Here is a 26,521-nt window from a genome sequence, read left to right on the forward strand (position 1 = left end):
CCAGCACGGCCTCCCGCCCCAAACAGAATTTCTCGAATAATGTCTTTTCAGATCAACAAACTAGTGCGTCGCTACAGATGCGGTGGTGAACATCTCCACCGGACCGCTGCCGATTCGCAATACATGCGGCTCGCCTTCGGCCAAATCTATCACGGTGGTCGGCGTCAGCCCGCAATTGCCCCCTCCCACGACCAGATCCACCTGGTTTCCCAGCCGCGTCATGATGACTTCAGGGTCGTTAAGCGGCAGATCCTCGCCGGGCAACATCAGCGTGGAACTCATAATCGGCTCGTTATGCAGTTCCAGCAGCGCCTGCGTGACCCGATGATCCGGCACCCGCAAGCCGATGGTCTTGCGCTTGGGATTTTGCAAACGTCGCGGCACCTCGTGCGTGGCACGCAGTAGAAACGTATACGGCCCCGGCGTCAACGACTTCATCAGCCGGTAGGCCGGATTGCCGACCCGCGCATAGGTCGCGAGTTGCGACAGGTCGCGGCATACCAGCGTGAAATTGTGCCGGGCGTCGAGCTGGCGGAGGCGGCGGATGCGCTCCTGCGCCTCCTTGTCGCCGATCTTGCAACCCAGCGCGTAACAGGAATCGGTGGGATAGATGATGACGCCGCCGTCGCGCAAAGCCGCCACCACCTGTTCCAGTTTGCGGCGTTCCGGGTTTTGCGGATGAATTTCCAGCAGGCGTCCCATGTGATGACTCGCGGTGCAGCCGTTGGCATGTTTCCGGTATGATTATAATGTTTCCATATCGCGCCGGCTGATACATGAAAGTTTTATTCGATTTTCTCCCAATATTGCTGTTTTTCATCGCCTATTACCTTCCGGCGGATCGCAGTCAGGGCATCTACCTTGCCACGGCGGTGGCCATCGGCGCCTCGCTGGCGCAGGTGTCCTGGCACCGGCTGCGTCATGGCCGTTATGAAAAAATGCAACTGGTGACCCTGGCGCTGCTCATCGTCCTCGGCGGCGCCACCCTGTTGCTGCACGACGCACGCTACATCAAATGGAAGCCCACGGCGGTGTACTGGGCCTTCGCGCTGATCTTCCTCGGCAGCGAATTCGTCGGTCCCAAAAATCTGGTGCGGCGGATGATGGAAGGCGCGATTACCGCGCCGGCGGCGGTGTGGCGGCGCTTGAATATGAGCTGGGTATTGTTTTTTATCTTCCTCGGCGGCGTCAATCTCTACGTGGCGTTTAATTTTGCCGAGGAGACCTGGGTGAAATTCAAGCTCTTCGGCATGCTGGGACTGATGCTGCTGTTTGCCATAGCGCAATCGTTCTATCTCGCCCGCCACGCCGAGGAAATACATAAAACCACACCGGCTCCGCACTGAGGGATCCACATGTACTACGTCATCGTCGGCGAAGACCACGCCAACAGCCTGGACAAGCGCATGCAAACGCGCCCGCAGCACCTGGAGCGCTTGCAGGCGCTGAAGGATCAGGGACGGCTGCTGCTGGCCGGCCCCTTCCCCGCCATCGACAGTCCCGATCCCGGCCCGGCGGGTTTCACCGGCAGCATCATCATCGCCGAGTTCGACTCGCTCACGGCCGCGCAAGCCTGGGCCGATGCCGATCCATATCTGGCGGCCGGCGTCTACCAGCGCGTGACGGTACGACCGTTCAGGAAAACCATGCCGTAAGCAGATGTCACATGGAAGATCGCATGACGCGCATTCGTGATCGCCTGCAAAAGGCGCTGACACCGGCGACGATGGACTTGATCGACGAAAGTCATCTGCACGCGGGACATGCCGGCGCCAAAAGCGGGAGGGGTCATTACCGGCTGCGCATAGTCAGCAGCCGTTTCGCGGGGTTGAATCCGGTGCAGCGCCACCGCCTCGTTTACGACGCACTCGGCGATCTGATGCAGACCGACATCCACGCGCTCAGCATCGACGCCTCGGCACCGGACGCGTGAAGCACAAGGAACATCGTTACTGGGAAACCGCCAGCGGCCGCATCCGTTTGTACTGCGGTGATCGGCTCGCGGTGATGGCGGAACTGCCGGCGGCCAGTGTCGATAGCGTGTGGACCGATCCGCCTTATTTTCTTTCCAATAACGGCACCACGTGCGTTGCAGGCCGTCGCGCCCGGGTCAACAAGGGCGAGTGGGACCGCAGCCGCGGGATCGAAGTTGATCATGAATTCAACCTGGCATGGCTTTCAGCGTGCAAGCGGGTGCTGAAACCCGCGGGCACGATCTGGGTCAGCGGGACGTTTCATGTCTACCTGAGCGTCGGCATGGCCATGCAGCAACTCGGTTTTCGCATACTCAACGACATCGTCTGGGAAAAGCCCAATCCACCGCCCAATCTCGGCTGCCGCTGTTTCACGCACGCCACCGAGACCCTGTTGTGGGCGACGCCGGCGCAAAAAAATGACCGACACAAATACACCTTCAATTATGCCGACATGAAGAAACTCAACGGCGGGCGGCAGATGAAGAGCGTCTGGCGGTTGCGCGCCGCGGGAAGAGCGGAGAAAAAACATGGGCGCCATCCCACGCAAAAACCCGTGGAACTCATCGAACGCTGCCTGCGCGCCAGTACGCGGCCGGAAGACGTGATTTTCGACCCCTTCATGGGTTCGGGCTCCACCGGCGTGGCTGCGCTACAATTGGGCCGCCGGTTCATCGGCAGCGAAATTGACGAGCGTTATTTCCTCCTCGCGCGCAAACGGTTGGGCGAGATCTCCGGACGGAAACATGACTGAGACACTGGAACTGGCGAAGGCATTGATCAACCGGCCGTCGGTGACGCCCGACGACGCCGGCTGCCAGGCGCTGATCGCCGCGCGGTTGCGGGCACTGGGCTTCAACATCGAGGCCATGATGTTCGCCGAGGTGGAGAACCTGTGGGCGCGGCGCGGCACTGCGCAGCCGTTGTTCGTGTTTGCGGGGCACACCGACGTGGTTCCCACCGGGCCGCGCGAGGCCTGGACCTCCGATCCGTTCGTGCCAGAGGTGCGCGATGGCAATCTCTACGGGCGCGGCGCGGCCGACATGAAGGGCAGCATCGCGGCGATGGTCACCGCCACCGAGCGCTTCATCGCGCGGCGTCCGCAACATCAAGGCTCGATTGCATTCCTGCTGACGAGCGATGAAGAGGGGCCGGCGGAGGACGGCACGGTAAAGGTCATCGACAAACTGCGCCGGCGCGGCGAGCAGATCGACTGGTGTCTGGTCGGCGAACCGTCGTCGGAGAAGAAAGTCGGCGACACCGCCAAAAACGGCCGGCGCGGCTCGCTCAACGGCACGCTACGGGTGCGTGGTGTGCAGGGGCACGTCGCCTACCCGCATCTCGCCAAAAATCCCGTTCACCTGGCCCTGCCGGCGCTGTCGGAGCTGGCAGCGATGACCTGGGATAAGGGCAACGCGCATTTTCCGCCGACGGGTTTTCAGATCTCCAACATCCACGGCGGCACCGGCGCGGACAACGTCATCCCCGGCGAACTGGAGGTACAGTTCAACTTCCGCTACTCGACGGAACAGTCGGATGACGGTTTGAAACAATACGTCGGGGATATTCTGCGCCGCCATCATCTGGACTACAGCATCGACTGGCGCCTGTCCGGCAAGCCGTTCCTGACTTCACACGGCAAACTCCTCGAGGCAGCGGGGCAGGCGGTCAAGCAGGTGCGCGGCATCACCCTGGAACTATCGACCGGCGGCGGCACCTCCGATGGCCGCTTCATCGCCCCGACCGGCGCGGAGGTCCTCGAGCTCGGTCCACTCAACGCCACCATCCACAAGATCGACGAGCACATTGCCGTTGCCGATCTCGACGCGCTCTCCACCATCTACGAAAAACTGCTGGAGCGCCTGCTGGCGGCGTGACGCAAGCCCGCCCCGGCGACGCGCGCATTGCCGATGACCGATCCCTGCCCCAGGTGCCACTACACGCGCCGGCCTGGCGATACGGCGCCGGACTGGCAGTGTCCCCATTGCGGTATCGCGATCGCCAAGTATCTGGCGCATCAGCGGCAGGCTCACACAGGTATGCCGCCAACCCAGTGGAATCCGCCGGCGCCCACCCGGCTCCAGGCGCAGGGAACAAGTGCACCCTGGCTGGTCGTGCTGGTGGTCGCCTGCATTTTATACGGCCTGTTCCATGCGACCGCCAGCCCGGATGTGCGGCTTGATGATCCAGGAACGCGCGCCGCTGTTTTCGCCCACACCGACTACAAGGTCGTCATGTACTCGACGGCATGGTGTCCCTACTGCGCCAGGACGCGGGCGTTCTTCAAAAGCCATCATGTCGACTACCTGGAGCGGGATATCGAACAAGACAGCGAGGCGGGCCGCGTTCATCGGGATGTGCTGCATGCCAGGGGCATTCCCGTCATCGTCATCGGCAATGAGGTGATCAGGGGATACGGCGAAGAAGCCATGCTGCAGGCTTTGGCGCGGCTGAACTGAAGCGCAATCTCGTGATTCGGCGACTCATTTGAAAGCAATGGTCTTGGTATGAATGCAGAAACCGCCATACACCGGTTTGTCAGCGCGGCGCGCGCGGGCAGGCTGGCCCGCGTGATCTCGCCACTGCCTTCCGGCTGGGCGGTCTTGGGCGATCCGCAAATCCTGCCGGGTTATTGCGTGCTGTACCCCGATCCCGTGGTCGCTGATCTGCATGAGCTTGCCAGCGATGCGCGCGCGCGATTCCTGGGTGACATGGCCGATCTCGGCGCCGCCGTGCTGACGGTCACCGGCGCGGCGCGCATCAACTACGAGATGCTGGGCAACGCCGAGCCGGCGCTGCATGCGCACGTCATCCCGCGTTACAGTACCGAGCCCGAAGCACTGCGCAGGCAGCCCGTCTGGCTGCATGACTGGCATGTTGCTCCGGCATTCGATCCGGCGCGCGATCGGCCGCTGATGGCGCGCCTCGCAGCCGCCCTGCGTCGTTCGGTTTGATAAAGACCGGCGTTCTTGACAGAATTCGACTTTCGCGACGCACCATAGCCCGGCCCGCTTCTAGGAGGTTTCATGTCCATGCGTTATCACGTGTTCATCCTTCCCGTCCTGCTGCTCGCCGCGTGCAGCCGCCATCACGACGAGGACAAGGGCAACAAGCCCGAGGGCTCCAGTGATGTCACCCAGCCCAAGGTGGTGCTCGAAGCGACGACCGCCCAGCCCGAACCGGTGCCCGCGACCAAGACTGCGCCCACGCCGCCCGCGGCCGGCGCCGCGAAGGCGCCGCCGGCTCCTCCCGCGCCGGATCCCTTCATCGTCCAGGCGCAGGCCAAGGCCGCCGAGATTGACAACAGTCTGAACACCCTGACCAAAAGCGAAGGGCGCTGGCAGGCCGGCAGTAATGAATCCACCTTCACCGCCTATTTCTCCGGCGCCAATCTGGTATACATCGAGGAACATTTGAACGCCGGTGATCGGGGTTCCTCGACCGGCAAATATTATTTCGACGGCGGCAACCTCACTTTCTACCAGGAGGAAGGCCAGTGGCGCGAATTCAATTCCCCGGCGCCGGTAAACGCACGCAAGATCGCGCGCAGCATGGTGTTTGACGCCAGCGGCAGGCTGACTGCCGCCTCGAAGACCGTGGATGACATCCCGGCTCCGATCAGCGAATACGAGGCGCTGCCGGTGCTGACGCGGGCGCAGAATCTGCATAACGTGGCCCGGCCGCCCGCGGCCGTGGCGGAAGCCGCCGCCGAGAAACCGGCGGCCAAGGGAAAAAACAAGGCTGCAAAGACCGCTGGAAAAGAAAGCCCCAAGGAGTCCGCGGGTTCAAAGATCAGCCTTGCCGGGGGGTCCAACGGAACCACGGTGTCAGGCACTGTAAGCGGGAAATCAGTGCGCGAGTACGTGATCACCGCCAAGGATGGCCAGACGCTGACACTCAAGCTTGACAGCGACCAGGGGGCCGCCACTTTCGGGGTTTACAGCAATCGCGGGGAGATCGTCTCCGATCTCAAGGATTGGTCGGCCAAACTGCATCGTGACGGCGACTATAAAATCCGCGTCAGCGCCGGTTCAGGTCAGAACATTGCCTATCACTTGAGCGTGAACCTGCAATAGCCGTGTTGACGGGCCTGAATTATTTTTTACTGGAACGGATGCCGCCCTTGGTCAGTTCCGCGGGATTGAGCAGGCGCCTGAGTTCCTTCTCCGACAGCGAGGTCATTGCCCTGGCGACCTCGAGGATGGGTTTCTTCTCCTTGTAAGCCCGCTTGGCGATTTTTGCGCCCAGTTCATAGCCAATCACCGAATTCAAGGCCGTCACCAATATGGGGTTGCGGTCGAGGGCGTCGTTCAGCCGCTCGCGGTTCACAGTGAATCCCGCAATCGTCTTGTCCGCCAGCAGACGCGAGGCATTGGCGAGGATTTCCATGCTCTGGCAGAGATTGTAGGCAATCACCGGCAGCATCACGTTCAACTGGAAATTGCCCGCCTGGCCGCCGAGGGTGATGGTGAGGTCATTGCCGATCACCTGCGCACAGACCATGCACACCGCCTCCGGGATGACGGGATTCACCTTGCCGGGCATGATGCTGCTGCCGGGCTGGAGGACGGGCAGCGTGATCTCGGCGAGGCCCGCCAGCGGCCCGCTGTTCATCCAGCGCAGATCGTTGGCGATCTTGGTGAGGCTCACGGCGATGGTCTTCAACTGGCCGCTCATCTCCACCGCCGCATCCTGTGAACTCAGTCCTTCAAAGTGATTGCTCTTCGATTTGAACGGCACGCCGGTCAACTCGGTCAATTCCGCGGCCACGCGCGAGCCGAATTCAGGGTGCGCGTTGATGCCGGTGCCGACGGCGGAGCCGCCCTGCGGCAGGGCGTTCAGGCGCTCCAGCGCCGGGTGCAGGCGCTCGATGCCGTGGCGGACCTGCGCCTCCCAACCGGAGAGTTCCTGGGCGAACGTCACCGGCATGGCGTCCATCAAGTGCGTGCGCCCCGTCTTGACGACGCTTTTCAGTTTTGCACCGCGGCGGGCGATGGTGTCGGCCAGGTGCTCCAGCGCCGGGATCAGATCGCGCGTCACCAGCAGACAGCCGCTGACATGGATGGCCGTCGGCACCACGTCGTTGCTGCTCTGCCCCATGTTGACGTGATCATTCGGATGTACTTTCCGGCCCAGGCGCTGCGTCGCCAGATTGGCGATCACCTCGTTGGCGTTCATGTTCGAGCTGGTGCCGGAACCGGTCTGGAAAACATCGATCGGGAAATGCGCGTCGTGCCGGCCTTTCGATACCTCGAGCGCGGCGGACTGTATGGCCTTCGCCATGGGCTTCTCCAGCAGGCCCAGGTCGAGATTGGCCCTGGCGGCAGCCGACTTGATGAGCCCGATGGCCTCAATGAAGGCGCGCGGCATGCGCAAACCGCTGACGGGGAAATTGTCCACGGCGCGCTGCGTCTGCGCCGCATAGAGCGCGTCCACCGGCACGCGCACCTCGCCCATGCTGTCCTTCTCGACGCGGTGGCCTTTTTTACTCATCGTGAATCCCCGGGATGAACGCAGTGCAATTATAACAGTACGAATACCGGTTCAATCTCGAAAAAACAAAAAGGGCGCCGTAGCGCCCTTCCGCAATGCAGCGAAACAGATGTGTTATGACTTCTGCGTTGTCGAGACGGCCTCCGCGGCTTGAGGCTGAATGTCGAATTCCTCCACGTATTTGCCGCCCTTGGAGTCCTCCACCTCGGCCTTCAGCCTGCCGCCCTGGCCGGGCTTGAAGAAGAAGCGGTAACTCGGGTCGGCACTGATGGAAATGCCGGTTTCCGCCGTCATCACGACCTTGTCGTTGTAGGTCAGTTTCAGCTTGTCGATGTAATGCGGCGGCACGATGTTGCCGGTGCGCTGATTGACCGACATGCCGGTGAAGTTCGGATGGCTGATGTTGAGCTGCCCGACCTCGGTTTGATCCGCCAGCACGTCGCCGACGGTGCGAAATTTCATCCTGCCGGCAGTCTTCAGCGCCTCATAGATGTCGCCGCCGAAGGGATCGGAACAGCCGCCGGAGGCCTTCACATAGTTGGTCACCATGTGGTGCTCGCCGTTGTTCAGCACCGCTATCGCGCGTACGTTGGTGTACTTGTCTATGCGTATGCGCATGGACAGGTCCGCCTTGCCCATATCCACCGTGGTATGGAATACGCCCACCAGCGGCTCCGGGTTTTGATCGACGATGAGATAGATATCCTTGATATAACGCTCCGCCGTCTGTGGAATCTTCGCAATGATGGAGACCGGTGTCAGCGACGCATCCTCGGCCCGGTAGGGCGTGGTCATGTCGATGACGGTCTTGTCCTCGACGATGTTCATGTCCTTGAAGTACTTGTCCTTGAGAAACGCGTCCCAGACGCTGATCGGCGACTGTTCCGCCCGGGCACAAACACCCGCCAGCGCCAGGCTCAGAACCATGGCCATCTTGACTGCCATTCGATTAAACATGTCTGCTCTCCTCTACTGCGTTAACCTGTTTGACTGCAGAACCGGAAGAGGTTCATTCCCATTCCAGTTCATGAAAAACACGGATCACGTTGCGCCGGTGATGCTGCTCCCAGAGCTGCCATTTCATGGCCTGCGGCATTCCCACCTGCGTCATCGCCACCTCCATCGGCACGCCCTGTTTGATCATTCCACGCACTTGATCCACCAGCATCTGCAAATAACCGCGCTCCTGGTCCAGCGCGCCCACCAGGTCGTTGGTCACCGACCCGTGGCCTGGGATGGCCAGTTTCACCTTTTCCCGTTTGAGGTCATCGATGACCTTCAGCCAGCCCAGAACGCTCCCGTCCAGCGACGGAATTCTCTCCCGGAACAGCAGGTCCCCCGTCCATAATGTGTTCGTGTCCTCATCCAGCACCGTCAAATCCGCGCTGGAATGCGCCTTGGGATAGGATGTTAGCAGCAGCCGCTTGCCGCCCAAATCCAGTTCCAGAGTCTTTTCCACCCCCTGATCCGGGCCTATCACCTGATCCGGGCTGGGGGGCACGCCCAAATCCTCCGGGTAATTTTTGACGAAGAACTCCCGGTTGGCCCGCATGGCCTCGGCCAGCGCCGCGTTGCCGATGAAGATCGGTTTGTCATCCTTGAAGGCATAATTGCCCAGCACGTGATCGACGTGCACATGCGTGTTGATGACGTAACATACAGGCAGCCGGGTTTTTTCACGCACCGCCTCCCGCAACTGCCGGCCAATCTTGATCGAACCGCCCGTATCCACCACCGCCACGCATTTGCCGCCCACAATGAAACCGATGTTTGCGATGTCATCGTGTTGCGGGTCTTCAAACGTCACATGTTTGCCGAAGTGGACGTAATTACCCGGCGCCACTTCCTGCACGGCCAGCGCGGCGTCCGCCGCCACGGCGCCTGCCGCCAGCCAGCCGGACAGCAGCAGGAGCATTCCATGAAACAGGCGGCGCCGCACGAGTGACATTACCTATCAAGCCGGTTTTTACGCCTGGAAACGACCGGCGCCAATCCAGCCAGCAACACCGCGATGGCATCCACCAGGCGCGCGCGCTCGTTGAATGCACGCGCCGCCACCATCGCACCCTCCAGCGTGGCCATCCAATTCTGCGCCAGCTGGCTGGATTTGACGGCCGGCGGGTATTTCCCCTGCGCGCGCACCTGTTCGATGTTTTCCGCCACCCAATGCTCGCCATGCCTCCAGAATTCACACACCTCGCGCCGCACCGCAGGTGGAATCTCATCCTGACCCATCGCCAGCATGCACATCGGACACAAACGATCGGCGCTGCCCAGCGTATCCAGAAAAATGCCGCAGAATTTCTCCAGGCGCCGCAGGGGATCGGAGGTGCCGGTATCGATCTCTGCCAGAGCGGTGCTGAATTGTTTCCTGACGCGCGTCACGATGGCATGGGCGAGATCGGCCTTCGTGGGATAGTAATAATGAATGCTCGCGGTGCGTATACCGACGCGGGAGGAAATATCGCGGTAGCTGAACGCCTGCAGTCCACCCTTCTGCAGCATGTCCTGCGCGACATCGAGGATCAACTCCGGCGTGCTCATGCGGCCTCCAAAGACACTATCTATCTACTGGTAGATAGAATACTCGCGAAAACTGCTGTTGTCCATGGCGGATTAACTGTCGAGGATTGATTCGACGGCCCGGGCTTTATAACCAACTGATTGTTATGATTTGGTTTTTTAATTCCCCGCATCTTGCTATGCTTATCGCGAACCCCGGGTAAAAATTACAATCACCAAGCCTGACCCCATGAGTACGCAGGAAAAATCGCTGTACATGACCGTGTTGATGACGCCGGACATGGCGAATTTCTCCGGCAAGGTGCACGGCGGCGCCATCCTCAAGCTGCTGGATCAAGTCGCCTATGCCTGCGCCGCCCGTTATTCCAAGGGTTATGTGATCACCGCCTCGCTCGATCTGGTGCAATTCAAGGAACCGCTGGAGGTGGGCGAACTGGTGACCTTCATGGCCAATGTCAATTACACCGGCAATACGTCGATGGAAGTCGGCATCAAGGTCGTCGCCGAAAATCTGCACACCAAGACCAAGCGCCACACCAGCTCCTGCTACTTTACAATGGTCGCCATGGACGACGCCGGCAGACCCCGCAGTGTGACGCCGCTGGAGATCACCACGGAAACCGAGCGCAAGCTTTTTGAGGCGGCGGTCATGCGCAAGGGGATGCGCCAGGAGATTACCGAACGCAACCGCGCCCTGCATGTGGGCATACCGGAACAATAAAGACGTCATTCCCATCCCTGTTCTCAACGGAGTAAAGATCATGAAAACCGCGCCGCAAATCACCATCCGCAAAGAAGCCGCCTTGATCATGGCCCGCTGCCTGAAGGAGAGCATTCGCGCCATCGACCGCGAACTGAAAAAGACCAAGGACACGGCGGTCGGCGAAATGACCATGGCCGTCCTGCATACCAAACGCAAGGCCCTGCGCTCCGCTTACGATGAACTCAAGGCTGCCGGACTGGAAATGGAAGACACCACCATTCAGAACTGGTGACGGCCGGAACTATCGACGGTCGCCCGCTGAAATCCTGGAGATTGTCACCGCATCCGATGAATGCATCGCGATCGCCGGAAAACTGGCAGCAGCTGTCATGTCCCATCTGCGAGGGCGTTGCCTTCACCCGGCTTTTTGAAAAGGGCGGCGAACCTTTCGTGCGCTGCAATGGTTGCACGCTGATCATGATCAATCCCCGGCCGCTGTATTCGGACATCATCCATACCTATACCCACGGCTACAGCACTCACTACATCGACAAGCATGAAAAAAAGCTCCGCCGGGCCGGAAAGATGGTCCGCCGGCTGTCGGGAATTGTGCCGCGCGGGCGCTGGCTGGACATCGGCTGTTCCGCGGGATTCACGTTGCAGGCCGCCCGCGCCGCGGGCTTCGATCCCTACGGCGTCGAGGTCGATCCGCTGGGGGTGAAATACGCGACCGAGGTCTTCGGTTTGAAAAACATCTTTCTCGGATCCTTGGAAGAGCAGAATTTCCCCGATGGGTTTTTCGACGTCATCACCGTCGTTGAAGTCATCGAACACGTCCCCAATCTGAACAGGTTTTGCGCGGAGATGAAAAGAGTATTGTCGCCAACCGGGATCATCTATCTCACGACGCCGGACGTGGCGCACTGGCGCACGCCCAAACCGCTGCACCGCTGGGAAGCGATACTGCCGTCACAGCATCTTTATTATTTCAGCAAGGACACGTTGCAGCGGCTGCTGGAAAAACACGGCCTGAAAATCGTCAAGAAGCGCTTCAATCTCAAACCGGGGATCAAGGTCAATGTCACACACGCCGATCATGGGCATCAGCACCCGGGCGCCTTTAAAAGTGGCGATAACCGGTTCGTTCGAGAGTAACCGCCCCACCCTCCGACGCAGTCAGATGTAAACCTTTGCCCGCGGTGATTTCGCCCACGCGCGTCAAGGTGCAGCCGCATCGAACCCCGATTTCAGCCAGGCTTGCCTCCCGCGCCGGCGGCACGGTGAAGCACAGCTCGTAGTCATCGCCACTGCTCAAGGCATACCGCTGTGCGGCCGCCCTGTCGAGTGCCTTCAACGCGGGTGAGAGCGGCAATCGATCCACCTCGACATGCGCGCCGACGCGGCTTCGCTCCAGGATATGCCCCAGATCGGCGGCGAAACCATCGGAGATGTCGACGGCGCCGCTGGCTATACCGCGCAACGCCAGTCCCAACGCCACTCGCGGCATGGGCCGCAGCAGGCGCCGTCTTGCGGCATCGTCCGCACCACGCCAGTTTTCCAGCGCGAAACCGGCATCACCCAGGGTGCCACTGACATAGATCGCGTCGCCCGGGCGGGCGCCGTCGCGCCGCAGGGCCCCGCCCTCCGGCACGAAACCGATCACGGTGAGCGTGATATTGAGCGGCCCACGTGCGGTGTTGCCGCCGACGAGCGCCACGCCGTGCGCCTCCGCCAGCTCAAAGAAGCCCGCCGAAAAACCGGTGAGCCATTCCTCATCCGCCGCCGGCAGCGTCAGCGCGAGGATGACCCAGGCGGGTTCCGCGCCCATGGCCGCCAGATCGCTCAGGTTGACGGCCAGCGCGCGATAGCCGATGCCGGCCGGCGCGGCATCCTCGCGGAAATGCACGCCGGCGATCAGCGTGTCGGTGGACACCGCCAGCTCCTGTCCGGGCGGCGGTCGCAGCAACGCCGCGTCATCGCCGATGCCCAGCGCCACGTCTCCGCGGCGGACGGGCCGCTCAAAATAGCGCGAGATCAATTCGAATTCGGAGAGCGGCATGGTGGCTGGATTATAACGGAGTACAGAAGCCGGCCTGCCGCGGGAGAATCAGCTGGCGGCGATTTCCTGGGGCCGCAGTTGATGCGCCAGCTTGTCGAGCGTGGTGTTGATGTAGCGGTGGCCCTGCTCGGCGCCGAACATCTTCTCGAGTTCAATGGCCTCGTTGATGACGACGCGCCAGGGCACCTCCGGACAAAAATGAAACTCGTAGGCGCCGATGAGCAGAATGGCGCGCTCCACCGGATCGAGTTCGCGCCAGGGGCGGTTCAATACCGGCAACAGGTCCTGCTCCAGTTCGATGGCGTGGGCGGGAATCTCGCGCGCCAGCAGGCGGAAATAATCCAGATCAACGTGCACGACTTCGCGTTCGGCGATGAACTCGTTCAGGATGTCCGCCGGGTCCTGCCCGGCCAGCTGCCATTGATACAGCGCCTGCACAGCGCAGCGGCGCGCCCGCGCCCGCGCCCGGTGATCAATGACTGTCGCCGGCGCGGAAATACTGCTCATTTGGTCAGCGCCCGCAGCACGTTCACCATTTCGATGGCGGCGCGCGCCGCGTCGGCGCCCTTGTTGCCCACCTCGCCGCCGGCCCGCGCCGCCGCCTGCGGCAGCGTCTCGGTGGTCAGCACGCCAAAGATGACGGGCACGTCGAGATCGGCGCTGACTTCGGCCACGCCGCGGGCGCACTGGCCGGCGATGTAGTCGAAGTGCGGGGTCTCGCCGCGGATGACGGCGCCGAGCGCAATCAACACGTCGCAGTCGCCCTGCGCCGCCATCCGCCGGGCGACAAACGGAATTTCAAAGGCGCCGGGCACGCGGACCACGGTGATGTCCTTTTCCACCACGCCGCCGGCGCGCAGCGTCTCGATGCAACCCTTGAGCAGGGCATCGGCGATGGCACTGTTGAACCGGCTGGCAATGACGCCCACACGGACGGATTTGCCGGTCTTCTCTCCACCTGTGATTTGCGTCATTTCGGCCATTGCCGCCTCACGTCAGATAATCCACCACTTCGAGACCAAAACCGGACAACGCATTGTACTTGCGCGCGCGGCTCATCACGCGCATCTTTCTCACGCCCAGGTCCGCCAGGATTTGGGCACCCAACCCAATGGTGCGCAGATTGTCCTGGCCCGCGGGCGGCGCGGGTTCCGCGGTCGCGGCATCGCCCTCCCACTGCCGGGCCTGCAGGACCAAATCTCCCGGCTCGAACTGGTGCCGGAGGATGACGACCACCCCGAAGCCCTCCTTCGCGACCCGCTGCAAGGCCTCGCGCAACGACCAGCCGCGCGGCGGATGGCAAGCCGTGAGATCATATAGCGGATTTTCAACATGCACGCGCACCGGCGTCGGCCGCCCGGCGTCGATGCCGCCCTTGACCATCGCCAGATGCACGTGTCCCAGCACGGTGTCGCGATAGGCCACGACTTGAAACTCGCCGAATTCTGTTGACTTTTTGGCGATCGCCACGCGCTCGATGGTACGACCGTGGTGAATCCGGTAGCGGATCAGATCGGCAATGGTGCCCATCTTCAAACCGTGTTCGCGGGCCATGACCTCCAGATCGGGCCGCCGCGCCATGCTGCCGTCCTCTTTCAGGATCTCGACGATCACCGCCGCCGGTTCGAGGCCCGCGAGCCGCGCCAGATCGCAGCCGGCCTCGGTGTGGCCGGCGCGGCGCAGGACGCCGCCCGGCTGCGCCATCAGCGGGAACACATGACCTGGCTGCACGAGGTCGGAAGGTTTGGCCTCCGCCGCCACCGCCGTGCGTATGGTGAGCGCGCGATCGGCGGCGGAGATGCCGGTGGACACGCCGCGCGCCGCCTCGATGGAAACGGTGAAATTCGTGCCCTCATGATAATACGTGTCGCGCACCATCAGCGGCAGGCCGAGCCGCTGGCAGCGTTCGCGCGTCAGCGTCAGGCAAATCAACCCGCGCCCGTAACGGGCCATGAAATTGACGTCCTCCGGCCGCACGCGTTCCGCGGCCATGAGCAGATCGCCCTCGTTCTCGCGGTCTTCATCGTCCATGATGATGACCATGCGGCCGCGGATGATCTCGTCGATGATTTCCTCGGTGTCGCTGATCGTCATGGCGCGATTATACCGTGCACGACACCGCCCGCGATTTATTTATGCGTGTCCACCCGCGCAGCGAGCAGCCCGTCGAGATAGCGGGCGACCAGATCCACTTCGATGTTGACGCGGTCAGCCACCCGGTAGCCGCCGCACAGCGTCTGCGTGCGGGTGTGCGGCACAATCTGCACGGAAAAGGCGTTGTCCTGCACTTCATTCACCGTCAGGCTGACGCCATCCACGCACACCGACCCCTTGCGCACGATGAACTTCTTCAATTCCTCCGGCGCGATGATGGCCAGTTCCAGCGCGTCGTTCTGCATCTCACGCGCCAGAATTTTGCCGACACCGTCGACGTGGCCGCAGACCAGATGGCCGTCCAGGCGCCGCCCCGCCACCACGGCGCGTTCCAGATTGACCCGATCTCCCGCCGACAGCGAGCCCAGTGTCGTGCAATGCAGGGATTCCGGCGACACGTCCACCGCAAATCCCGCTGCTTCGACGGCCGCCACGGTCAGGCACGCACCGTTGACGGCAATACTGTCCCCCACTTTAAGTTCGGCAGGTGGGATCGCGCCCGGCTCGAGGACCAGCCGCAGGTGGCCGCCCGCCGGCTGTGCCTGCGTGATGCGTCCCAGGGTTTCAACAATGCCGGTGAACATGGTTGTGTTTACCTTTGCTTTGGCGCCAGTATAAGGCGCAAATCCGTGCCGCAGACGCGCACGTCCCGCCAATGCCATTCCGGCGCGTCCGCCAGTGTATCGAATGGCGGAAACTCGGCCATGGCGCGGGCGTCGTGTCCCAGCAGTTTGGGCGCGACATAGGCGATCAGTTCATCGGCCAGGCGCGATTGCAGGAAGGCGCCGGTCAATCGCGGGCCGGCCTCCACCCACACCTCGTTGATCTCCCGCTGCGCCAGCCGTTGCAACACCACGGTCAAATCCAGCCGACCGTCCGGCGCCGGGAGAGTTTCGATCCCGGCGCCGGCGGCTAGCAATTTTTTCGTGCGTTCATCATCCGCCGTGGCGGTAAAAATCAGCACCCGACCGGGTTCGGTCAGCAGGCGCGCCTTTGGCGGGGTGCGCAATTTCGCATCCAGCACCACGCGCAACGGCTGCTCGCGCAGGCCTTCGAGCGCGTCGGGTTCGCGCACGTTCAAGCGCGGGTCATCGGCCAGCACCGTGCCGACGCCGGTCACGACGGCGCAGCTTCGCGCCCGCCAGCGTTGCACGTCGCGCCGCGCCGCCGCGCCGGTGATCCATTGGCTCCCTCCGCCTGCGAGCGCCGCACGGCCGTCCAGCGACATGCCCGCCTTGACGCGCACGTAAGGCCCGCCGCCGCGCATGCGCCGCAGGAATCCCGCGTTCAAATTCTCCGCCTCGCCGGCGAGCAGACCCGCGCGGGTGGCAATGCCGGCCGCGCGCAGGATCGCCAGCCCCTCGCCGGTCATTTTTGGATTGGGATCTTCCGTGGCCGCCACGACTTCGCGCACGCCGGCGTCAATCAAGGCGGTGGTGCAGGGTCCGGTGCGGCCCTGATGGCGGCAGGGTTCCAGCGTGACGTAGCACGTCGCGCCGCGGGCCTCCGCCCCCGCCGCCTGCAAGGCGACGATCTCGGCGTGCGGCCCGCCGGCGTAGGCATGCCAGCCTTCGCCGATGACGCGGCCATCCTTCACCAACACGCAGCCCACGCGCGGATTGGGACGCGCGCCCGAGAGGCCACGTACGGCCAGTTGCAGGGCGCGCGCCATGTGGCCGTAATCATCCGCCGTAAACGGGGAGGCGGTCATAAACACGATTGGAAATTTATGGTTGGTGGTCTGTCAGCGCTTCCCGCGACCCGCGGGCGCGCGCGTTGGCGTTTTCTTTTTCCCGGCGCGCTTGCCGCTCTCGGCCGGCGCGGGTGGCGGAGCCCCGCCTTCAGGCAGAGCCAGATGCAGTTGGCTGCGCTTGACCTCGGGCGGGAGGACATTCTCCAGACCGGCGATTTCATCCAGAAAGGCGCGCACGTCGCCGAAGCTGCGGTAAACGGACGCGAAACGGATGTAGGCCACGTGATCGAGATCGCGCAACTCCTCCATCACCCAGTTGCCGATGCGGCCGGACTGTATTTCACGCTCGCCGCTCTCGCGCAGGCGGCGCTTGATGCGGGCGATGGCCGCGTCCACCTTCTCGGTCTCCACCGGCCGCTTGCGCAGTGCGCGATCCATGCCGGCGCGCAGCTTTTCCTCGCTGAACGCCTCACGCGCCTTGTCGCGCGACTTGATGATGCGCGGCATGCTGAGCTCGGCGGTTTCATAGGTGGTGAAGCGCTCCTTGCAACGCTCGCACTGCCGCCGTCGCCGCACTTGCTCGCCTTCATTGGCGAAGCGGGAGTCGATGACGCGGGTGTCAATATGGGTGCAGTACGGGCAGCGCATGTGGGCGAACGTGCCGTTTCAAACCCATGCCAATCTTCAGCGCCTGGCCTTCCTTCTCTTCACCGTCCGGCGGCGGGCCGCCGGGCGTTTCTTTTTCACGGGCGTTTTCTTTTTCGAGGCCCTCCTTTTCGGCGCTTTTTTTACCACGGGTTTCTTTTTCCGGGCAACGGTCGCCGGTGCGGCCTTGCCGTAAACCGGGAAGGCCTTGCATAGGTCCAGCACCTTCTTCTTGATGCCCTCCACCACGGACTCATTGCCCATGTTGTCGATGATGTCGCACATCCAGTTCGCGACCGTCCTCGCCTCGCCTTCCCTGAAACCGCGGGAGGTGGCGGCCGGCGTGCCGACCCGGATGCCGCTGGTCACGAACGGCGATTGCGGATCGTTCGGCACGGCGTTCTTGTTGACGGTGATGTTGGCGCGGCCCAGCGCCGCGTCGAGGTCCTTGCCGGTGATCTTCCTGGCGATAAGATCGACCAGCATCAGGTGATTGTCGGTGCCGCCGGAGACGATCTTGACGCCGCGATCCATGAAGGTCTTCGCCATCACCTGGGCGTTTTTCTTGACCTGCTGCTGGTAGGTCTTGAACTCCGGCTGCATGGCCTCCTTGAAGGCCACGGCCTTGGCGGCGATGACGTGCATCAGCGGCCCGCCCTGAATGCCCGGGAACACGGCGCTGTTGAGTTTCTTCTCGATCTCCTCGTTGCGGCGGGCCAGCAGCAGACCGGCGCGCGGCCCGCGCAGGGTCTTGTGGGTGGTGGTGGTCACCACGTCGACGATCTTGATGGGATTGGGATACAAACCGGTCGCCACCAGCCCGGCGACATGGGCGATGTCGGCGACCAGGTAGGCGCCCACCTTGTCGGCGATGTCGCGGAACCGCTGCCAGTCCAGAATGCGCGAGTAGGCGGAGAAGCCGGTCATGATCATCTTCGGCCGGTGTTCGAGCGCCAGCCGCTCGGCGGCGTCGTAGTCGATCTCGCCGGTGGCGGGATTGAGGCCGTATTGCACGGCGTTGTACTGTTTGCCGGAAAAGTTCACCTTGGCGCCATGGGTGAGATGGCCGCCGTGCGCCAGGCTCATGCCCATGATGACGTCGCCGGGATTGAGCAGCGCGAGGTAAACGGCGCCGTTGGCCTGCGATCCGGAGTGCGGCTGCACGTTGGCGTAATCCGCGCCGAACAACTGCTTGGCGCGATCGATGGCCAGTTGTTCGACGACGTCCACGTATTCGCAACCGCCGTAATAGCGCTTGCCGGGGTAGCCCTCGGCGTATTTATTGGTAAGCACGGTGCCGTGGGCCTCCAGCACCCTGGGGCTCACGTAGTTCTCGGAGGCGATCAGCTCAATGTGCTCCTCCTGCCGCAGCAGTTCGTTTTGTATCGCGGCCCATAATTCATTGTCGAAACCGGCTATTTTCATCGTTGCGCTGAACATCGTCTTGTCCTCGATTTTTCAAGTCTGAAATGAATCTGGGGCGGTGGCGCCCGGGGTTGCACAGAGTAACAAAAATCAACTTCCGGCGCACGGCGCTTTGCCCATGATTTTGCCAGCGCTGCGTCCGGGTGCCGTGGGAGTCTGTGTTATATTTCCGCCCCGCATGTCCGCCATCGAATCCCTTTTGCAACGCCTGGAGCAACTGCTGGTTCGCATCGAGGCCAGGCTGCCGCCGCTGCCGACCGCCGTCGACTGGTCGGCCACGGCCTATTGCTGGCGGCGGGAGGCGTTTTACGGCTATTTGCAGGCGGTCACCGCCTCCGCCATTCCCCGCCTCGACGATTTACTGTGCATCGACGACGCCAAACAACGCGTCGTGGCCAATACCCGCCAGTTTCTGGCCGGCGCCCCGGCCAACCACGCACTGATTTGGGGGCCGCGCGGCACCGGCAAGTCCTCGATCATCAAGGCGCTGCTGACTGAATTCGCGGATCAGGGGCTGCGGCTCATCGAGGTGGATCGCGATCATCTCGCCGATCTGCCCGACATCATCGAACGGCTGGCCAATCGTCCGGAATGGTTCATCCTGTTTTGCGATGATCTCTCGTTCGAGGCCCAGGATACGCGCTACAAGGCGTTGAAGGTCATCCTCGACGGCTCCGTGCGCGCGGGCGCCGCCAATGTCCTGGTCTATGCCACCTCCAACCGCCGGCACCTGCTGCCGGAATCGCAGCGCGACAACTGGGAGGCGCAGATGATCGATGGCGATCTGCACCACGGCGAATCCGTCGAGGAACGCATCTCGCTCTCGGAGCGCTTCGGTCTGTGGCTGCCGCTGCATCCCTTCAGCCAGGAGGAATACCTGCGCATCGTCCACCACTGGTTGCAACGGTTGGGCGCTCCCGGTGCGGGCGAGACGGTCGAGCAGGCCGCGCTGCAATGGGCCCTGCGGCAGGGCTCGCGCAGCGGCCGCAGCGCATGGCAGTTTGCCAGAGACTGGGCGGGCCGGGCGGCGGTGCCATCGCCATGACCGACAGCACTGAGCTGGAAAAAATCCGCCGCGTTCAGGGCGACGCCGAGCGGCTCTACGCCCGCCCCGAAATCGAACTCGCCCTCGATCGCACGGCAACGGTCATCGCCGCCCGGCTGGGCGGCACCAATCCGTTGCTGCTGGTGGTCATGCACGGCGGCGTGGTATTCGCCGGCCATCTGCTGACCCGCCTGACGTTTCCATTACAGGTGGATTACGTGCACGTCACCCGCTATCACGGCGGCACGCAGGGCCGCGATCTGCACTGGCTGCGTCCGCCACCCGATTTGTTGTCCGGCCGCACCGTGCTGCTGGTGGACGACATCCTCGATCAAGGCACGACGCTGGCCGCGATCGCCGCGCGCTGCAAGGCGAACGGCGCTGCCGCGGTATACATGACGGTGCTGGTCGAGAAGGACATCGCCCGCCGCAACGGCCCGGCACATGCGGATTTCGCCGCGCTGCATGCCCCCGATCGATACCTGTTCGGCTGGGGCATGGACTACCACCATTATCTACGCAATGCGGACGGCATCTACGCCGTGCGGGAGGATCAGCGATGAGTAGTTCCAAAACCAGCAAATCAATCGCCATCATCGGCGGCAGCGGCCTGCAACGATTGCCCGACCTCAAGATCACGCGCGAAGATCGCGTGGACACGCCCTACGGTGCGCCCTCGGCGCCGCTGATCCACGGCGAGTTCGCCGGACGTCGAGTGATCTTTCTCACCCGCCACGGCGCGGGACACACCCTGCCGCCGCACCTCATCAACTACCGCGCCAACATCCACGCCCTGAAGTCGGCGGGCGTGAGCGGCATCATCGCCGTGGCGACGGTCGGCGGGATTACCATCGAGATGCGCCCGGAGCGCATCGTCATACCGGATCAGATCATCGATTACACTTACGGCCGCGCGCACACCTTCTTCGAGGGCGACGACACACCGGTGACGCACGTCGATTTCACGAGGCCCTACGATCCCTCATTGCAACAGCAGTTGATCGACGCGGCCGCAACTGCGGGAATCGACGTGGTTCCGCACGGCGTTTATGGCGCAACGCAGGGGCCGCGACTGGAAAGCGCCGCCGAGATCGACCGCATGGAACGCGACGGCTGCGACATCGTCGGCATGACCGGCATGCCGGAGGCCGGGCTGGCGCGCGAGCTGGGGATTCCTTACGCCTGCTGCGCGGTGGTAGTCAATCGTGCCGCCGGCCGCTGCGCGGCGACCATCACGCCGCAGATCATCGAGGCGCATCTCAACGCCGGCATGACGCAGGTCGTCGCCCTCCTCCGCGCCACCTTGTCCCTCAACACCAGTTAACCTTTATCGCCCTTGAAAGCAGAAAGATAGTGGCGCGTTCCCTTTCATCATCACTCTTGCGAAAGCAGCTGCCGCAAAACGCATATGTGTTGAATTTTTTACGTCGATATGAGCTTCCTCTAGAATTTTCTCGTATGGCTGCCAAGCTGTGAAAGGTGCTGGTGAATATAGAGCAGCAGAGAATCGTTTATAAAGCTCTTCCCGATCGTAGGTAGAGGATTGTTCATAGAGAGATTGAATGCCTGTTACAGTTTCTTCCAATACCAACTCTCCGTTCTCGCCTTCTTTTATAGCTGATGCGCTCATGTGCGTTCCTCGTGTCGTTTAAGATATTAATAAATTTAGCACGAGGCTCATATATGTAAAATTTGCCTAAGAAAACAGTTTGTTATAAAAATATGTGTGGCGTGTCACGTTTATTTTGGTCGACTATTCGCTGCCGGTGGTGCGGGTGACTTGCATCAAGACACCGAATTGATCACCGTCGAAGTAATGCAACTCGCCGAATTTCACAGCGCGTGTTTCTATAATCGAGGTGACATCGCCGCCGTCGCGGCAGGTCAGGTCGACTCCGACGTTGAGCAGATCGCTGACCTTCAGGCGCATTGCGCCGTCCACGATCGGTGCTGCATCCCCGGCTTCCGTTGCGGTTGAGGTGATGCGCACGGCGCGGGACTCGCTGCGCCGCTGTATCCAGCCGGTGTGCACCAGCGGCGTGCGGCCGGAACGTTTGAGTTTCTGCTCCGCGCCTGAAAGCTGGAACCTTCCCGGCGTCAGCAAGCCGATACTGTCGGTGCCGGGCGTCACGGCATTGGAGTAATCCGACGGCGCCTTGTTGTTGCTCTCATCATGAGTTGCCGCAGCATCCATCGCGTTCCGCTCGAAGACGATGATCTCGACCTGATAGCCGGAATCCGCCGCTGCCCCCAGCGGTGCGGCGGCAAGCGCGGACAAGATCAGCATCCATGCTTTCAAAATATTTTTACTTGTCTTGTTCATAACTTTGAATATTAAAACTCATCCCAAAACTACACCAGAGTATGAAAGCCGTTCGCCCTAAGGTATCGAAGGGCGAATATTATCAAGCACATTAAGTCGTTCGTGCTTCGATATCCTTCGATACCTCAGGATGGGCCTCAGCACGAACGGCATTTTTTGAAATGGTTCATGATAAAAATCACGCGGCCCGCCGGATTCCGAACCGTTCCACCAGTTGCCGTAGTTCCTCAATGCGGACGTCGAACTCCGGCAGTTCCTTGATGATACGTAACTTGTCGGCGCCATCCAACCGGTAACACTTTGGCTGCTGCTGGATGAGCCGCAGCACCGCCTGCGGATCAAGGTTGGGCCGTTCGTGAAACAGGACGCGGCCGCCGCGCTCACCCAAGTCCACCTTGCGTATGCCAAGCGGCTGTAACAATAATTTCATCTCCGCCAGCCGGAAAAGATTAAGCGCCGGTTCGGGCAGGTGGCCGAAACGGTCTATGACCTCCTCCCGCAGCGTGATCAGGCCGGCGGCGTCCCTGACGCCGGCGATGCGCTTGTAGAGCATGAGCCGCGCATGCACGTCCGGCAGGTAATCGGCGGGGAACAGCGCCGGCGCGTGCAGTTCAATCTCGACGCCGGTTGCAACCTCCGCTTCCGCCGGCATCTTGCCGCTCCTGAGACTCGCCACGGCGCGATCCAGCAATTCCATATACAGACCGTAGCCGATCTCCTGAATGTGGCCGCTCTGTTCCTCGCCCAGGATCTCCCCGGCGCCGCGGATCTCCAAGTCGTGGGTCGCGAGCGTAAAGCCGACGCCCAGTTCCTCCAACGCGGCGACCGCCTCCAGCCGCCTGGCCGCGTCCGCCGACAACCCGCGGATGGAAGGCACCAGCAGATAGGCGTAAGCGCGGTGATGGGAGCGGCCCACGCGGCCGCGCAACTGGTAGAGCTGCGCCAGACCGAACTTGTCGGCGCGGTGGATGATCAGCGTGTTGGCCGTCGGGATGTCGATGCCCGTTTCGATGATCGTGGTGCAGACCAGCACGTTGAAGTGGCGGTGGTAGAAATCGAGCATGACCCGCTCCAGATCGCGCTCGCGCATCTGGCCGTGCGCCACGCGCACGCGCGCCTCCGGCAACAACGTGGCCACCTTGCGGGCCATCTCTTCGATGCTGTCCACGTCGTTGTGCAGGAAAAAGACCTGCCCGCCGCGGCCGATCTCGCGCAGCAGGGCCTCGCGCAGCAGGCCATCGTCCCATTCGCGAAGAAAAGTTTTTACCGCCTGCCGCCGCGCCGGGGGTGTGGCGATCAACGACAGGTCGCGGACGCTGGTCAGCGCCAGATTGAGCGTGCGTGGGATGGGCGTGGCCGTCAGCGTCAGCACGTCCACCTCGGCGCGCAGGGCCTTGAGCCGCTCCTTCTGGCGCACGCCGAAGCGGTGTTCCTCGTCGATGATGACGAGGCCGAGGCGCTTGCAGCGCAGATCGGAGGCCAGCAGTTTGTGGGTGCCGATGACGATGTCGACCGTACCGTCGGCCAGCCCCGCCATGACCGCCGTCTGCTCCTTGCGCGAACGGAAGCGCGACAGGTTCTCAACGCGCACGGGCCAGTCGGCGAAGCGATCCTTGAAGGTCTGGACGTGTTGCTGCGCCAGCAAGGTGGTCGGCACCAGCAGCAGCACCTGGCGGCCGTCGTGCACGGCGACGAACGCCGCGCGCATCGCCACCTCGGTCTTGCCGAAACCGGCGTCGCCGCAGATCAGCCGGTCCATGGGCCGCCCGGCGGTCATGTCATTGACGACCTCGTCGATGGCCCGCGCCTGATCCGGGGTCTCCTCGAACGGAAAGCCCTCGGTGAATACGGAATAGGCGTGGCGGTCGAGCGTGAAGGCGTGTCCCTGGCGCGCGGCGCGCTGGGCGTGCAGCGCCAGCAGTTCCGCGGCCACGTCGCGGACGCGCTCGGCGGCGCGGCGGCGCGCCTTCGCCCAGGCATTGCTGCCCAGCTTGTGCAGCGGTGCGTGTTCCGGATCGACGCCGGCGTAGCGGCTGATCAGTTGCAGCGCGGCCACCGGCACGTACAATTTGTCGCCGCCGGCGTACTCCAGATGCAGAAATTCGCCGGGGATGCCGTCGACGGTCAGCGTGATCAGGCCGCGATAACGACCCACGCCGTGCTGCTCATGCACCACCGGGCTGCCGGGACGCAATTCCGCCAGATCGCGGATGATGGCCTCCGGATCGCGCGTGGCGGCGCGGCGGGCGCGACGCTGCTGTACCGCGCGCTCGCCGAACAGCTGCACCTCGCTCACCACCGCCAGCGGCGGCGATTCAATCAGCGCGCCGCGGAACAGCGGCGCCACCGTCAATCCCAACCGCGTCTTGCCCGCCATGAAGGCCGGCCAGTCATCGATGAGTTCGGGCGCGAGTTCCTGCCCCCGCATCAGTTCGAGCAGGGTTTCGCGCCGCCCGCCGGATTCCGCCACCAGCAGCACGCGACCGGGGAAATCGTCCAGAAACCGCCGCAACAGCAGAAACGGCTGCGGCGCGTGCACGTCCACCGGCAGCGTGGGTGGCAGTTTTGTCCCGAGATGGATCTCACCGGATGGCACTGCCTCTGCCTCCGCACCCAGCTTGATCAACGGAAAAACGTTGAATGATGTGGAAAGCTCCTCTGGTTCCATAAAGAGATCGGTGGGCGGCAATAACGGCCGCCTGACGTCGTGGCGTCCCTGTTCATGGCGATCTTCGATCTCCTCCCAGAAATGACGCCCCGCGCCGGCTACACCCGCGGCCTCAACGACGAGCGTGCCTTGAGGCAGATAATCAAATAGCGTGGAGGTGCGATCAAAAAACAACGGCAGGTAATATTCCATGCCCGCCGGGCACAATCCCTGGCTGACATCGCTGTACAAGGGAGACCCGGCCGGATTGCCTTCAAACCGCGCACGCCAGCTCTGCCGGAAGGTGCTGATGGCGGCCGCATCGAGGGGAAATTCACGGGCCGGCAGCAATTGCACCGACTCCACGGCGCCGGTGGAACACTGGGTTTCCGGCTCGAAGGTCCGCAGGCTGTCGATGACGTCGTCGAGCAGGTCGATGCGGTATGCCTCCACGACGCCCATCGGGAAGACATCAATCAGGGAGCCGCGGATCGCAAACTCGCCGTGCTCCATCACCTGCGGGACTGCGCGGTAGCCGCAGGCTTCAAGCCGCCGGCGGAAGTCCTCCCGATCGAGTTGCTGGCCACGGCGCAGATCAAACGTCCGGCCTTCGACATAACTCCGCGGACACAGCCGGTGCATGGCGGTCGCCGCCGCTGTCACCACGATGCCGTTTTTCAGTTGCGGCAGCCGGGACAACACCGCCAGCCGATCGGAGAGAACATCCTGCGCCGGGGCGAATTGGTCATAGGGCAGCGTCTCCCGATCCGGGAAATGCAGCAGCGGCAGGCGGCTGGATCGACCGAGGAAGAATTGCAGTTCGGTGAGCAGGCGTTCGGCGGAGAGCGTGTCCGGCGTCAACACCAGCACCGGCCCGGCGTGTGCCAGGGCGGCCTGTGTTATCGCAAGCGACTCGGCGCTGCCGTGCAACTGCCGCCAGCTGATCACCGCGCCCGGTCCCTGTGGCCGCGGCGGCGCGAAGATGCCGGAGTTCATCGAAGAATCTTCAAACGCCGTCGATCTCACGCTCGATGCCGGCGAGGGCCTGGAGTGGATCGGCGGCGCGGGTGACGGGGCGACCGATGACCAGGTAATCCGCGCCCGCGCGCAGGGCTTCCGCGGGCGTGGCCACACGCGCTTGATCAGCGGCGTCGCCACCGGCCGGCCGTATGCCCGGCGTCACCAGCAGAAAATCGCGCGGTAATTCGCGGCGCAGACTTGCGGCCTCGTGCGCTGAACACACAACGCCATCGAGGCCCGCCTTGTGTGTCAGTGCCGCCAACCTTGATACGGCCGCCTCCGGGGTATCCTTCATTCCGATCGCTGCGAGATCTTCGGCGGCGAGACTGGTCAGCACGGTGACCGCCACCAGCAACGGCCGGCGCGGATACCGCTCCATACTTTCACGGGCCGCCATCATCATCGCCTGACCGCCGCTGGCGTGGACATTGATCATCCAGCAGCCCAGGTCGGCGGCGGCGGCGCAGGCCGCCGCCACGGTGTTGGGGATGTCATGGAATTTGAGATCGAGAAACACATCAAACCCCGCCGCCGTCAGTTTCTCCACCGGCGCCGGGCCGGCGCGCGTGAACAATTCCTTGCCCACCTTGACGCGGCAGCGCTTGGGGTCCAGCCGGCGTGTCAGTGCCAGTGCTTCGCCGGCATTATCAAAATCCAGCGCCACAATGATGCGCGGATTCTCTATATGGGAACTCATTTCAAAATTAACTGTGATGTCAGATCCACACGAGAGCTATTGAAGCTTGTGAACAAATCGTCATGAGCACGTCCGGCCGCGAGGAGCACGGAGCGCAGGAACCGGAGTTGGCGCGACAGTC

Annotated in this window: 31 protein-coding genes; 14 read left to right on the plus strand and 17 right to left on the minus strand. The window is 62.7% G+C overall.

The features are described from left to right. Positions 1–60: 60 nt before the first annotated feature. Positions 61–702, minus strand: a complete 642-nt coding sequence (locus VMH34_04915) for an L-threonylcarbamoyladenylate synthase (GenBank protein ID HTT08112.1) — start codon at positions 700–702, stop codon at positions 61–63. Positions 703–776: 74 nt separating this feature from the next. Between VMH34_04915 and VMH34_04920 the strand changes: the two genes are divergently transcribed. The 8 genes from VMH34_04920 to VMH34_04955 all read left to right on the plus strand — a co-directional run bounded on the left by VMH34_04920 (position 777) and on the right by VMH34_04955 (position 6,049). After that, positions 777–1,346 carry a septation protein A gene (locus VMH34_04920; protein ID HTT08113.1) on the plus strand — a complete coding sequence of 190 codons (570 nt, stop codon included), beginning with the start codon at positions 777–779 and terminating at the stop codon, positions 1,344–1,346. A gap of 9 nt (positions 1,347–1,355) precedes the next feature. Beyond that, positions 1,356–1,655 carry a YciI family protein gene (locus VMH34_04925; protein ID HTT08114.1) on the plus strand — a complete coding sequence of 100 codons (300 nt, stop codon included), beginning with the start codon at positions 1,356–1,358 and terminating at the stop codon, positions 1,653–1,655. Between the two features lie 11 nt (positions 1,656–1,666). Beyond that, the gene (locus VMH34_04930) at positions 1,667–1,933 is read left to right on the plus strand and encodes a BolA family protein (protein HTT08115.1); all 267 of its coding nucleotides are present in this window, start codon (positions 1,667–1,669) and stop codon (positions 1,931–1,933) included. Beyond that, positions 1,930–2,727: a site-specific DNA-methyltransferase gene (locus VMH34_04935; protein HTT08116.1), complete on the plus strand. Its 798-nt coding sequence runs from the start codon at positions 1,930–1,932 to the stop codon at positions 2,725–2,727. Before VMH34_04930 ends, VMH34_04935 begins: the two co-directional genes overlap by 4 nt. Then, on the plus strand, positions 2,720–3,850 hold the full coding sequence (dapE, locus tag VMH34_04940; GenBank protein HTT08117.1) for a succinyl-diaminopimelate desuccinylase: 1,131 nt from the start codon (positions 2,720–2,722) through the stop codon (positions 3,848–3,850). Before VMH34_04935 ends, dapE begins: the two co-directional genes overlap by 8 nt. Positions 3,851–3,883: 33 nt before the next feature. After that, a complete protein-coding gene (locus VMH34_04945) occupies positions 3,884–4,432 on the plus strand; it encodes a glutaredoxin family protein (GenBank protein ID HTT08118.1) in 549 nt (182 codons plus the stop codon). 48 nt (positions 4,433–4,480) lie between these two features. Continuing rightward, positions 4,481–4,927, plus strand: a complete 447-nt coding sequence (locus tag VMH34_04950; protein ID HTT08119.1) for a hypothetical protein — start codon at positions 4,481–4,483, stop codon at positions 4,925–4,927. 72 nt (positions 4,928–4,999) lie between these two features. Further along, positions 5,000–6,049, plus strand: a complete 1,050-nt coding sequence (locus tag VMH34_04955) for a hypothetical protein (protein ID HTT08120.1) — start codon at positions 5,000–5,002, stop codon at positions 6,047–6,049. A 19-nt stretch (positions 6,050–6,068) separates the two neighbouring features. On the opposite strand, the gene VMH34_04960 is transcribed toward VMH34_04955, so the two are convergent. From VMH34_04960 to VMH34_04975, 4 genes are all read right to left on the minus strand, one after another. Continuing rightward, the gene (locus tag VMH34_04960) at positions 6,069–7,466 is read right to left on the minus strand and encodes a class II fumarate hydratase (GenBank protein ID HTT08121.1); all 1,398 of its coding nucleotides are present in this window, start codon (positions 7,464–7,466) and stop codon (positions 6,069–6,071) included. Between the two features lie 114 nt (positions 7,467–7,580). Next, positions 7,581–8,423: a quinoprotein dehydrogenase-associated SoxYZ-like carrier gene (locus VMH34_04965; protein ID HTT08122.1), complete on the minus strand. Its 843-nt coding sequence runs from the start codon at positions 8,421–8,423 to the stop codon at positions 7,581–7,583. Positions 8,424–8,475: 52 nt separating this feature from the next. Next, complete coding sequence (locus VMH34_04970; GenBank protein HTT08123.1) at positions 8,476–9,414, minus strand: quinoprotein relay system zinc metallohydrolase 2; 939 nt, start codon at positions 9,412–9,414, stop codon at positions 8,476–8,478. Then, entirely contained in the window at positions 9,414–10,010 is a 597-nt protein-coding gene (locus VMH34_04975; GenBank protein HTT08124.1) for a TetR/AcrR family transcriptional regulator, read from the minus strand. Before VMH34_04975 ends, VMH34_04970 begins: the two co-directional genes overlap by 1 nt. Positions 10,011–10,218: 208 nt before the next feature. Here VMH34_04975 and VMH34_04980 point away from each other — a divergent pair, with 208 nt between their 5' ends. Genes VMH34_04980 through VMH34_04990 form a run of 3 tightly spaced genes read left to right on the plus strand, consistent with a single transcriptional unit; the run spans position 10,219 to position 11,847 of the window. Next, on the plus strand, positions 10,219–10,710 hold the full coding sequence (locus tag VMH34_04980; GenBank protein ID HTT08125.1) for an acyl-CoA thioesterase: 492 nt from the start codon (positions 10,219–10,221) through the stop codon (positions 10,708–10,710). 40 nt (positions 10,711–10,750) lie between these two features. After that, positions 10,751–10,984 carry a hypothetical protein gene (locus tag VMH34_04985; protein HTT08126.1) on the plus strand — a complete coding sequence of 78 codons (234 nt, stop codon included), beginning with the start codon at positions 10,751–10,753 and terminating at the stop codon, positions 10,982–10,984. A gap of 56 nt (positions 10,985–11,040) precedes the next feature. Continuing rightward, positions 11,041–11,847, plus strand: a complete 807-nt coding sequence (locus VMH34_04990) for a class I SAM-dependent methyltransferase (GenBank protein HTT08127.1) — start codon at positions 11,041–11,043, stop codon at positions 11,845–11,847. Here VMH34_04990 and thiL read toward each other — a convergent pair. The 8 genes from thiL to glyA are packed head-to-tail and all read right to left on the minus strand — an operon-like array spanning position 11,813 to position 18,683. Beyond that, a complete protein-coding gene (thiL, locus tag VMH34_04995; GenBank protein ID HTT08128.1) occupies positions 11,813–12,751 on the minus strand; it encodes a thiamine-phosphate kinase in 939 nt (312 codons plus the stop codon). The two genes, VMH34_04990 and thiL, sit on opposite strands and share 35 nt — an antisense overlap. Positions 12,752–12,799: 48 nt before the next feature. Further along, positions 12,800–13,258 (minus strand): transcription antitermination factor NusB, encoded by a 459-nt coding sequence (gene nusB / locus VMH34_05000; protein ID HTT08129.1) that lies wholly within the window; start codon positions 13,256–13,258, stop codon positions 12,800–12,802. Next, positions 13,255–13,725: a 6,7-dimethyl-8-ribityllumazine synthase gene (gene ribH / locus VMH34_05005; GenBank protein ID HTT08130.1), complete on the minus strand. Its 471-nt coding sequence runs from the start codon at positions 13,723–13,725 to the stop codon at positions 13,255–13,257. Before ribH ends, nusB begins: the two co-directional genes overlap by 4 nt. A gap of 16 nt (positions 13,726–13,741) precedes the next feature. Next, positions 13,742–14,845: a bifunctional 3,4-dihydroxy-2-butanone-4-phosphate synthase/GTP cyclohydrolase II gene (gene ribBA / locus VMH34_05010; GenBank protein HTT08131.1), complete on the minus strand. Its 1,104-nt coding sequence runs from the start codon at positions 14,843–14,845 to the stop codon at positions 13,742–13,744. 35 nt (positions 14,846–14,880) lie between these two features. Continuing rightward, a complete protein-coding gene (locus VMH34_05015) occupies positions 14,881–15,489 on the minus strand; it encodes a riboflavin synthase (GenBank protein ID HTT08132.1) in 609 nt (202 codons plus the stop codon). An 8-nt stretch (positions 15,490–15,497) separates the two neighbouring features. Next, positions 15,498–16,616, minus strand: coding sequence for a bifunctional diaminohydroxyphosphoribosylaminopyrimidine deaminase/5-amino-6-(5-phosphoribosylamino)uracil reductase RibD (ribD, locus tag VMH34_05020; protein ID HTT08133.1), 1,119 nt, complete (start codon positions 16,614–16,616; stop codon positions 15,498–15,500). A 33-nt stretch (positions 16,617–16,649) separates the two neighbouring features. After that, on the minus strand, positions 16,650–17,246 hold the full coding sequence (gene nrdR, locus VMH34_05025; protein HTT08134.1) for a transcriptional regulator NrdR: 597 nt from the start codon (positions 17,244–17,246) through the stop codon (positions 16,650–16,652). A gap of 36 nt (positions 17,247–17,282) precedes the next feature. Further along, positions 17,283–18,683: a serine hydroxymethyltransferase gene (gene glyA, locus VMH34_05030; GenBank protein ID HTT08135.1), complete on the minus strand. Its 1,401-nt coding sequence runs from the start codon at positions 18,681–18,683 to the stop codon at positions 17,283–17,285. 163 nt (positions 18,684–18,846) lie between these two features. Between glyA and VMH34_05035 the strand changes: the two genes are divergently transcribed. Genes VMH34_05035 through VMH34_05045 form a run of 3 tightly spaced genes read left to right on the plus strand, consistent with a single transcriptional unit; the run spans position 18,847 to position 21,037 of the window. Further along, complete coding sequence (locus VMH34_05035) at positions 18,847–19,713, plus strand: ATP-binding protein (protein ID HTT08136.1); 867 nt, start codon at positions 18,847–18,849, stop codon at positions 19,711–19,713. Then, positions 19,710–20,276, plus strand: coding sequence for a hypoxanthine-guanine phosphoribosyltransferase (locus tag VMH34_05040; protein ID HTT08137.1), 567 nt, complete (start codon positions 19,710–19,712; stop codon positions 20,274–20,276). Before VMH34_05035 ends, VMH34_05040 begins: the two co-directional genes overlap by 4 nt. Then, complete coding sequence (locus VMH34_05045) at positions 20,273–21,037, plus strand: S-methyl-5'-thioinosine phosphorylase (protein ID HTT08138.1); 765 nt, start codon at positions 20,273–20,275, stop codon at positions 21,035–21,037. Before VMH34_05040 ends, VMH34_05045 begins: the two co-directional genes overlap by 4 nt. A gap of 3 nt (positions 21,038–21,040) precedes the next feature. On the opposite strand, the gene VMH34_05050 is transcribed toward VMH34_05045, so the two are convergent. From VMH34_05050 to pyrF, 4 genes are all read right to left on the minus strand, one after another. Next, complete coding sequence (locus VMH34_05050; protein ID HTT08139.1) at positions 21,041–21,343, minus strand: hypothetical protein; 303 nt, start codon at positions 21,341–21,343, stop codon at positions 21,041–21,043. 123 nt (positions 21,344–21,466) lie between these two features. Next, positions 21,467–22,000: a CsiV family protein gene (locus VMH34_05055; protein HTT08140.1), complete on the minus strand. Its 534-nt coding sequence runs from the start codon at positions 21,998–22,000 to the stop codon at positions 21,467–21,469. Positions 22,001–22,214: 214 nt separating this feature from the next. Next, positions 22,215–25,679, minus strand: a complete 3,465-nt coding sequence (mfd, locus tag VMH34_05060) for a transcription-repair coupling factor (protein ID HTT08141.1) — start codon at positions 25,677–25,679, stop codon at positions 22,215–22,217. A 10-nt stretch (positions 25,680–25,689) separates the two neighbouring features. Next, the gene (gene pyrF, locus VMH34_05065) at positions 25,690–26,400 is read right to left on the minus strand and encodes an orotidine-5'-phosphate decarboxylase (protein HTT08142.1); all 711 of its coding nucleotides are present in this window, start codon (positions 26,398–26,400) and stop codon (positions 25,690–25,692) included. Between the last annotated feature and the right edge of the window lie 121 nt (positions 26,401–26,521).

It is taken from the genome of Gammaproteobacteria bacterium (genome assembly GCA_035501935.1).
Classification (GTDB): Bacteria; Pseudomonadota; Gammaproteobacteria; order JAJPIJ01; family JAJPIJ01; genus JAJPIJ01.

Excerpts from the sequence above, each read along its gene's own strand:
- VMH34_04915 (HTT08112.1), bottom strand. The coding sequence starts at position 702 with ATGGGACGCCTGCTGGAAATTCATCCGCAAAACCCGGAACGCCGCAAA.
- VMH34_04920 (HTT08113.1), top strand. The coding sequence starts at position 777 with ATGAAAGTTTTATTCGATTTTCTCCCAATATTGCTGTTTTTCATCGCC.
- VMH34_04925 (HTT08114.1), top strand. The coding sequence starts at position 1,356 with ATGTACTACGTCATCGTCGGCGAAGACCACGCCAACAGCCTGGACAAG.
- VMH34_04930 (HTT08115.1), top strand. The coding sequence starts at position 1,667 with ATGGAAGATCGCATGACGCGCATTCGTGATCGCCTGCAAAAGGCGCTG.
- dapE (HTT08117.1), top strand. The coding sequence starts at position 2,720 with ATGACTGAGACACTGGAACTGGCGAAGGCATTGATCAACCGGCCGTCG.
- VMH34_04945 (HTT08118.1), top strand. The coding sequence starts at position 3,884 with ATGACCGATCCCTGCCCCAGGTGCCACTACACGCGCCGGCCTGGCGAT.
- VMH34_04950 (HTT08119.1), top strand. The coding sequence starts at position 4,481 with ATGAATGCAGAAACCGCCATACACCGGTTTGTCAGCGCGGCGCGCGCG.
- VMH34_04955 (HTT08120.1), top strand. The coding sequence starts at position 5,000 with ATGTCCATGCGTTATCACGTGTTCATCCTTCCCGTCCTGCTGCTCGCC.
- VMH34_04960 (HTT08121.1), bottom strand. The coding sequence starts at position 7,466 with ATGAGTAAAAAAGGCCACCGCGTCGAGAAGGACAGCATGGGCGAGGTG.
- VMH34_04965 (HTT08122.1), bottom strand. The coding sequence starts at position 8,423 with ATGTTTAATCGAATGGCAGTCAAGATGGCCATGGTTCTGAGCCTGGCG.
- VMH34_04970 (HTT08123.1), bottom strand. The coding sequence starts at position 9,414 with ATGTCACTCGTGCGGCGCCGCCTGTTTCATGGAATGCTCCTGCTGCTG.
- VMH34_04975 (HTT08124.1), bottom strand. The coding sequence starts at position 10,010 with ATGAGCACGCCGGAGTTGATCCTCGATGTCGCGCAGGACATGCTGCAG.
- VMH34_04980 (HTT08125.1), top strand. The coding sequence starts at position 10,219 with ATGAGTACGCAGGAAAAATCGCTGTACATGACCGTGTTGATGACGCCG.
- VMH34_04985 (HTT08126.1), top strand. The coding sequence starts at position 10,751 with ATGAAAACCGCGCCGCAAATCACCATCCGCAAAGAAGCCGCCTTGATC.
- VMH34_04990 (HTT08127.1), top strand. The coding sequence starts at position 11,041 with ATGAATGCATCGCGATCGCCGGAAAACTGGCAGCAGCTGTCATGTCCC.
- thiL (HTT08128.1), bottom strand. The coding sequence starts at position 12,751 with ATGCCGCTCTCCGAATTCGAATTGATCTCGCGCTATTTTGAGCGGCCC.
- nusB (HTT08129.1), bottom strand. The coding sequence starts at position 13,258 with ATGAGCAGTATTTCCGCGCCGGCGACAGTCATTGATCACCGGGCGCGG.
- ribH (HTT08130.1), bottom strand. The coding sequence starts at position 13,725 with ATGACGCAAATCACAGGTGGAGAGAAGACCGGCAAATCCGTCCGTGTG.
- ribBA (HTT08131.1), bottom strand. The coding sequence starts at position 14,845 with ATGACGATCAGCGACACCGAGGAAATCATCGACGAGATCATCCGCGGC.
- VMH34_05015 (HTT08132.1), bottom strand. The coding sequence starts at position 15,489 with ATGTTCACCGGCATTGTTGAAACCCTGGGACGCATCACGCAGGCACAG.
- ribD (HTT08133.1), bottom strand. The coding sequence starts at position 16,616 with ATGACCGCCTCCCCGTTTACGGCGGATGATTACGGCCACATGGCGCGC.
- nrdR (HTT08134.1), bottom strand. The coding sequence starts at position 17,246 with ATGCGCTGCCCGTACTGCACCCATATTGACACCCGCGTCATCGACTCC.
- glyA (HTT08135.1), bottom strand. The coding sequence starts at position 18,683 with ATGTTCAGCGCAACGATGAAAATAGCCGGTTTCGACAATGAATTATGG.
- VMH34_05035 (HTT08136.1), top strand. The coding sequence starts at position 18,847 with ATGTCCGCCATCGAATCCCTTTTGCAACGCCTGGAGCAACTGCTGGTT.
- VMH34_05040 (HTT08137.1), top strand. The coding sequence starts at position 19,710 with ATGACCGACAGCACTGAGCTGGAAAAAATCCGCCGCGTTCAGGGCGAC.
- VMH34_05045 (HTT08138.1), top strand. The coding sequence starts at position 20,273 with ATGAGTAGTTCCAAAACCAGCAAATCAATCGCCATCATCGGCGGCAGC.
- VMH34_05050 (HTT08139.1), bottom strand. The coding sequence starts at position 21,343 with ATGAGCGCATCAGCTATAAAAGAAGGCGAGAACGGAGAGTTGGTATTG.
- VMH34_05055 (HTT08140.1), bottom strand. The coding sequence starts at position 22,000 with ATGCTGATCTTGTCCGCGCTTGCCGCCGCACCGCTGGGGGCAGCGGCG.
- mfd (HTT08141.1), bottom strand. The coding sequence starts at position 25,679 with ATGAACTCCGGCATCTTCGCGCCGCCGCGGCCACAGGGACCGGGCGCG.
- pyrF (HTT08142.1), bottom strand. The coding sequence starts at position 26,400 with ATGAGTTCCCATATAGAGAATCCGCGCATCATTGTGGCGCTGGATTTT.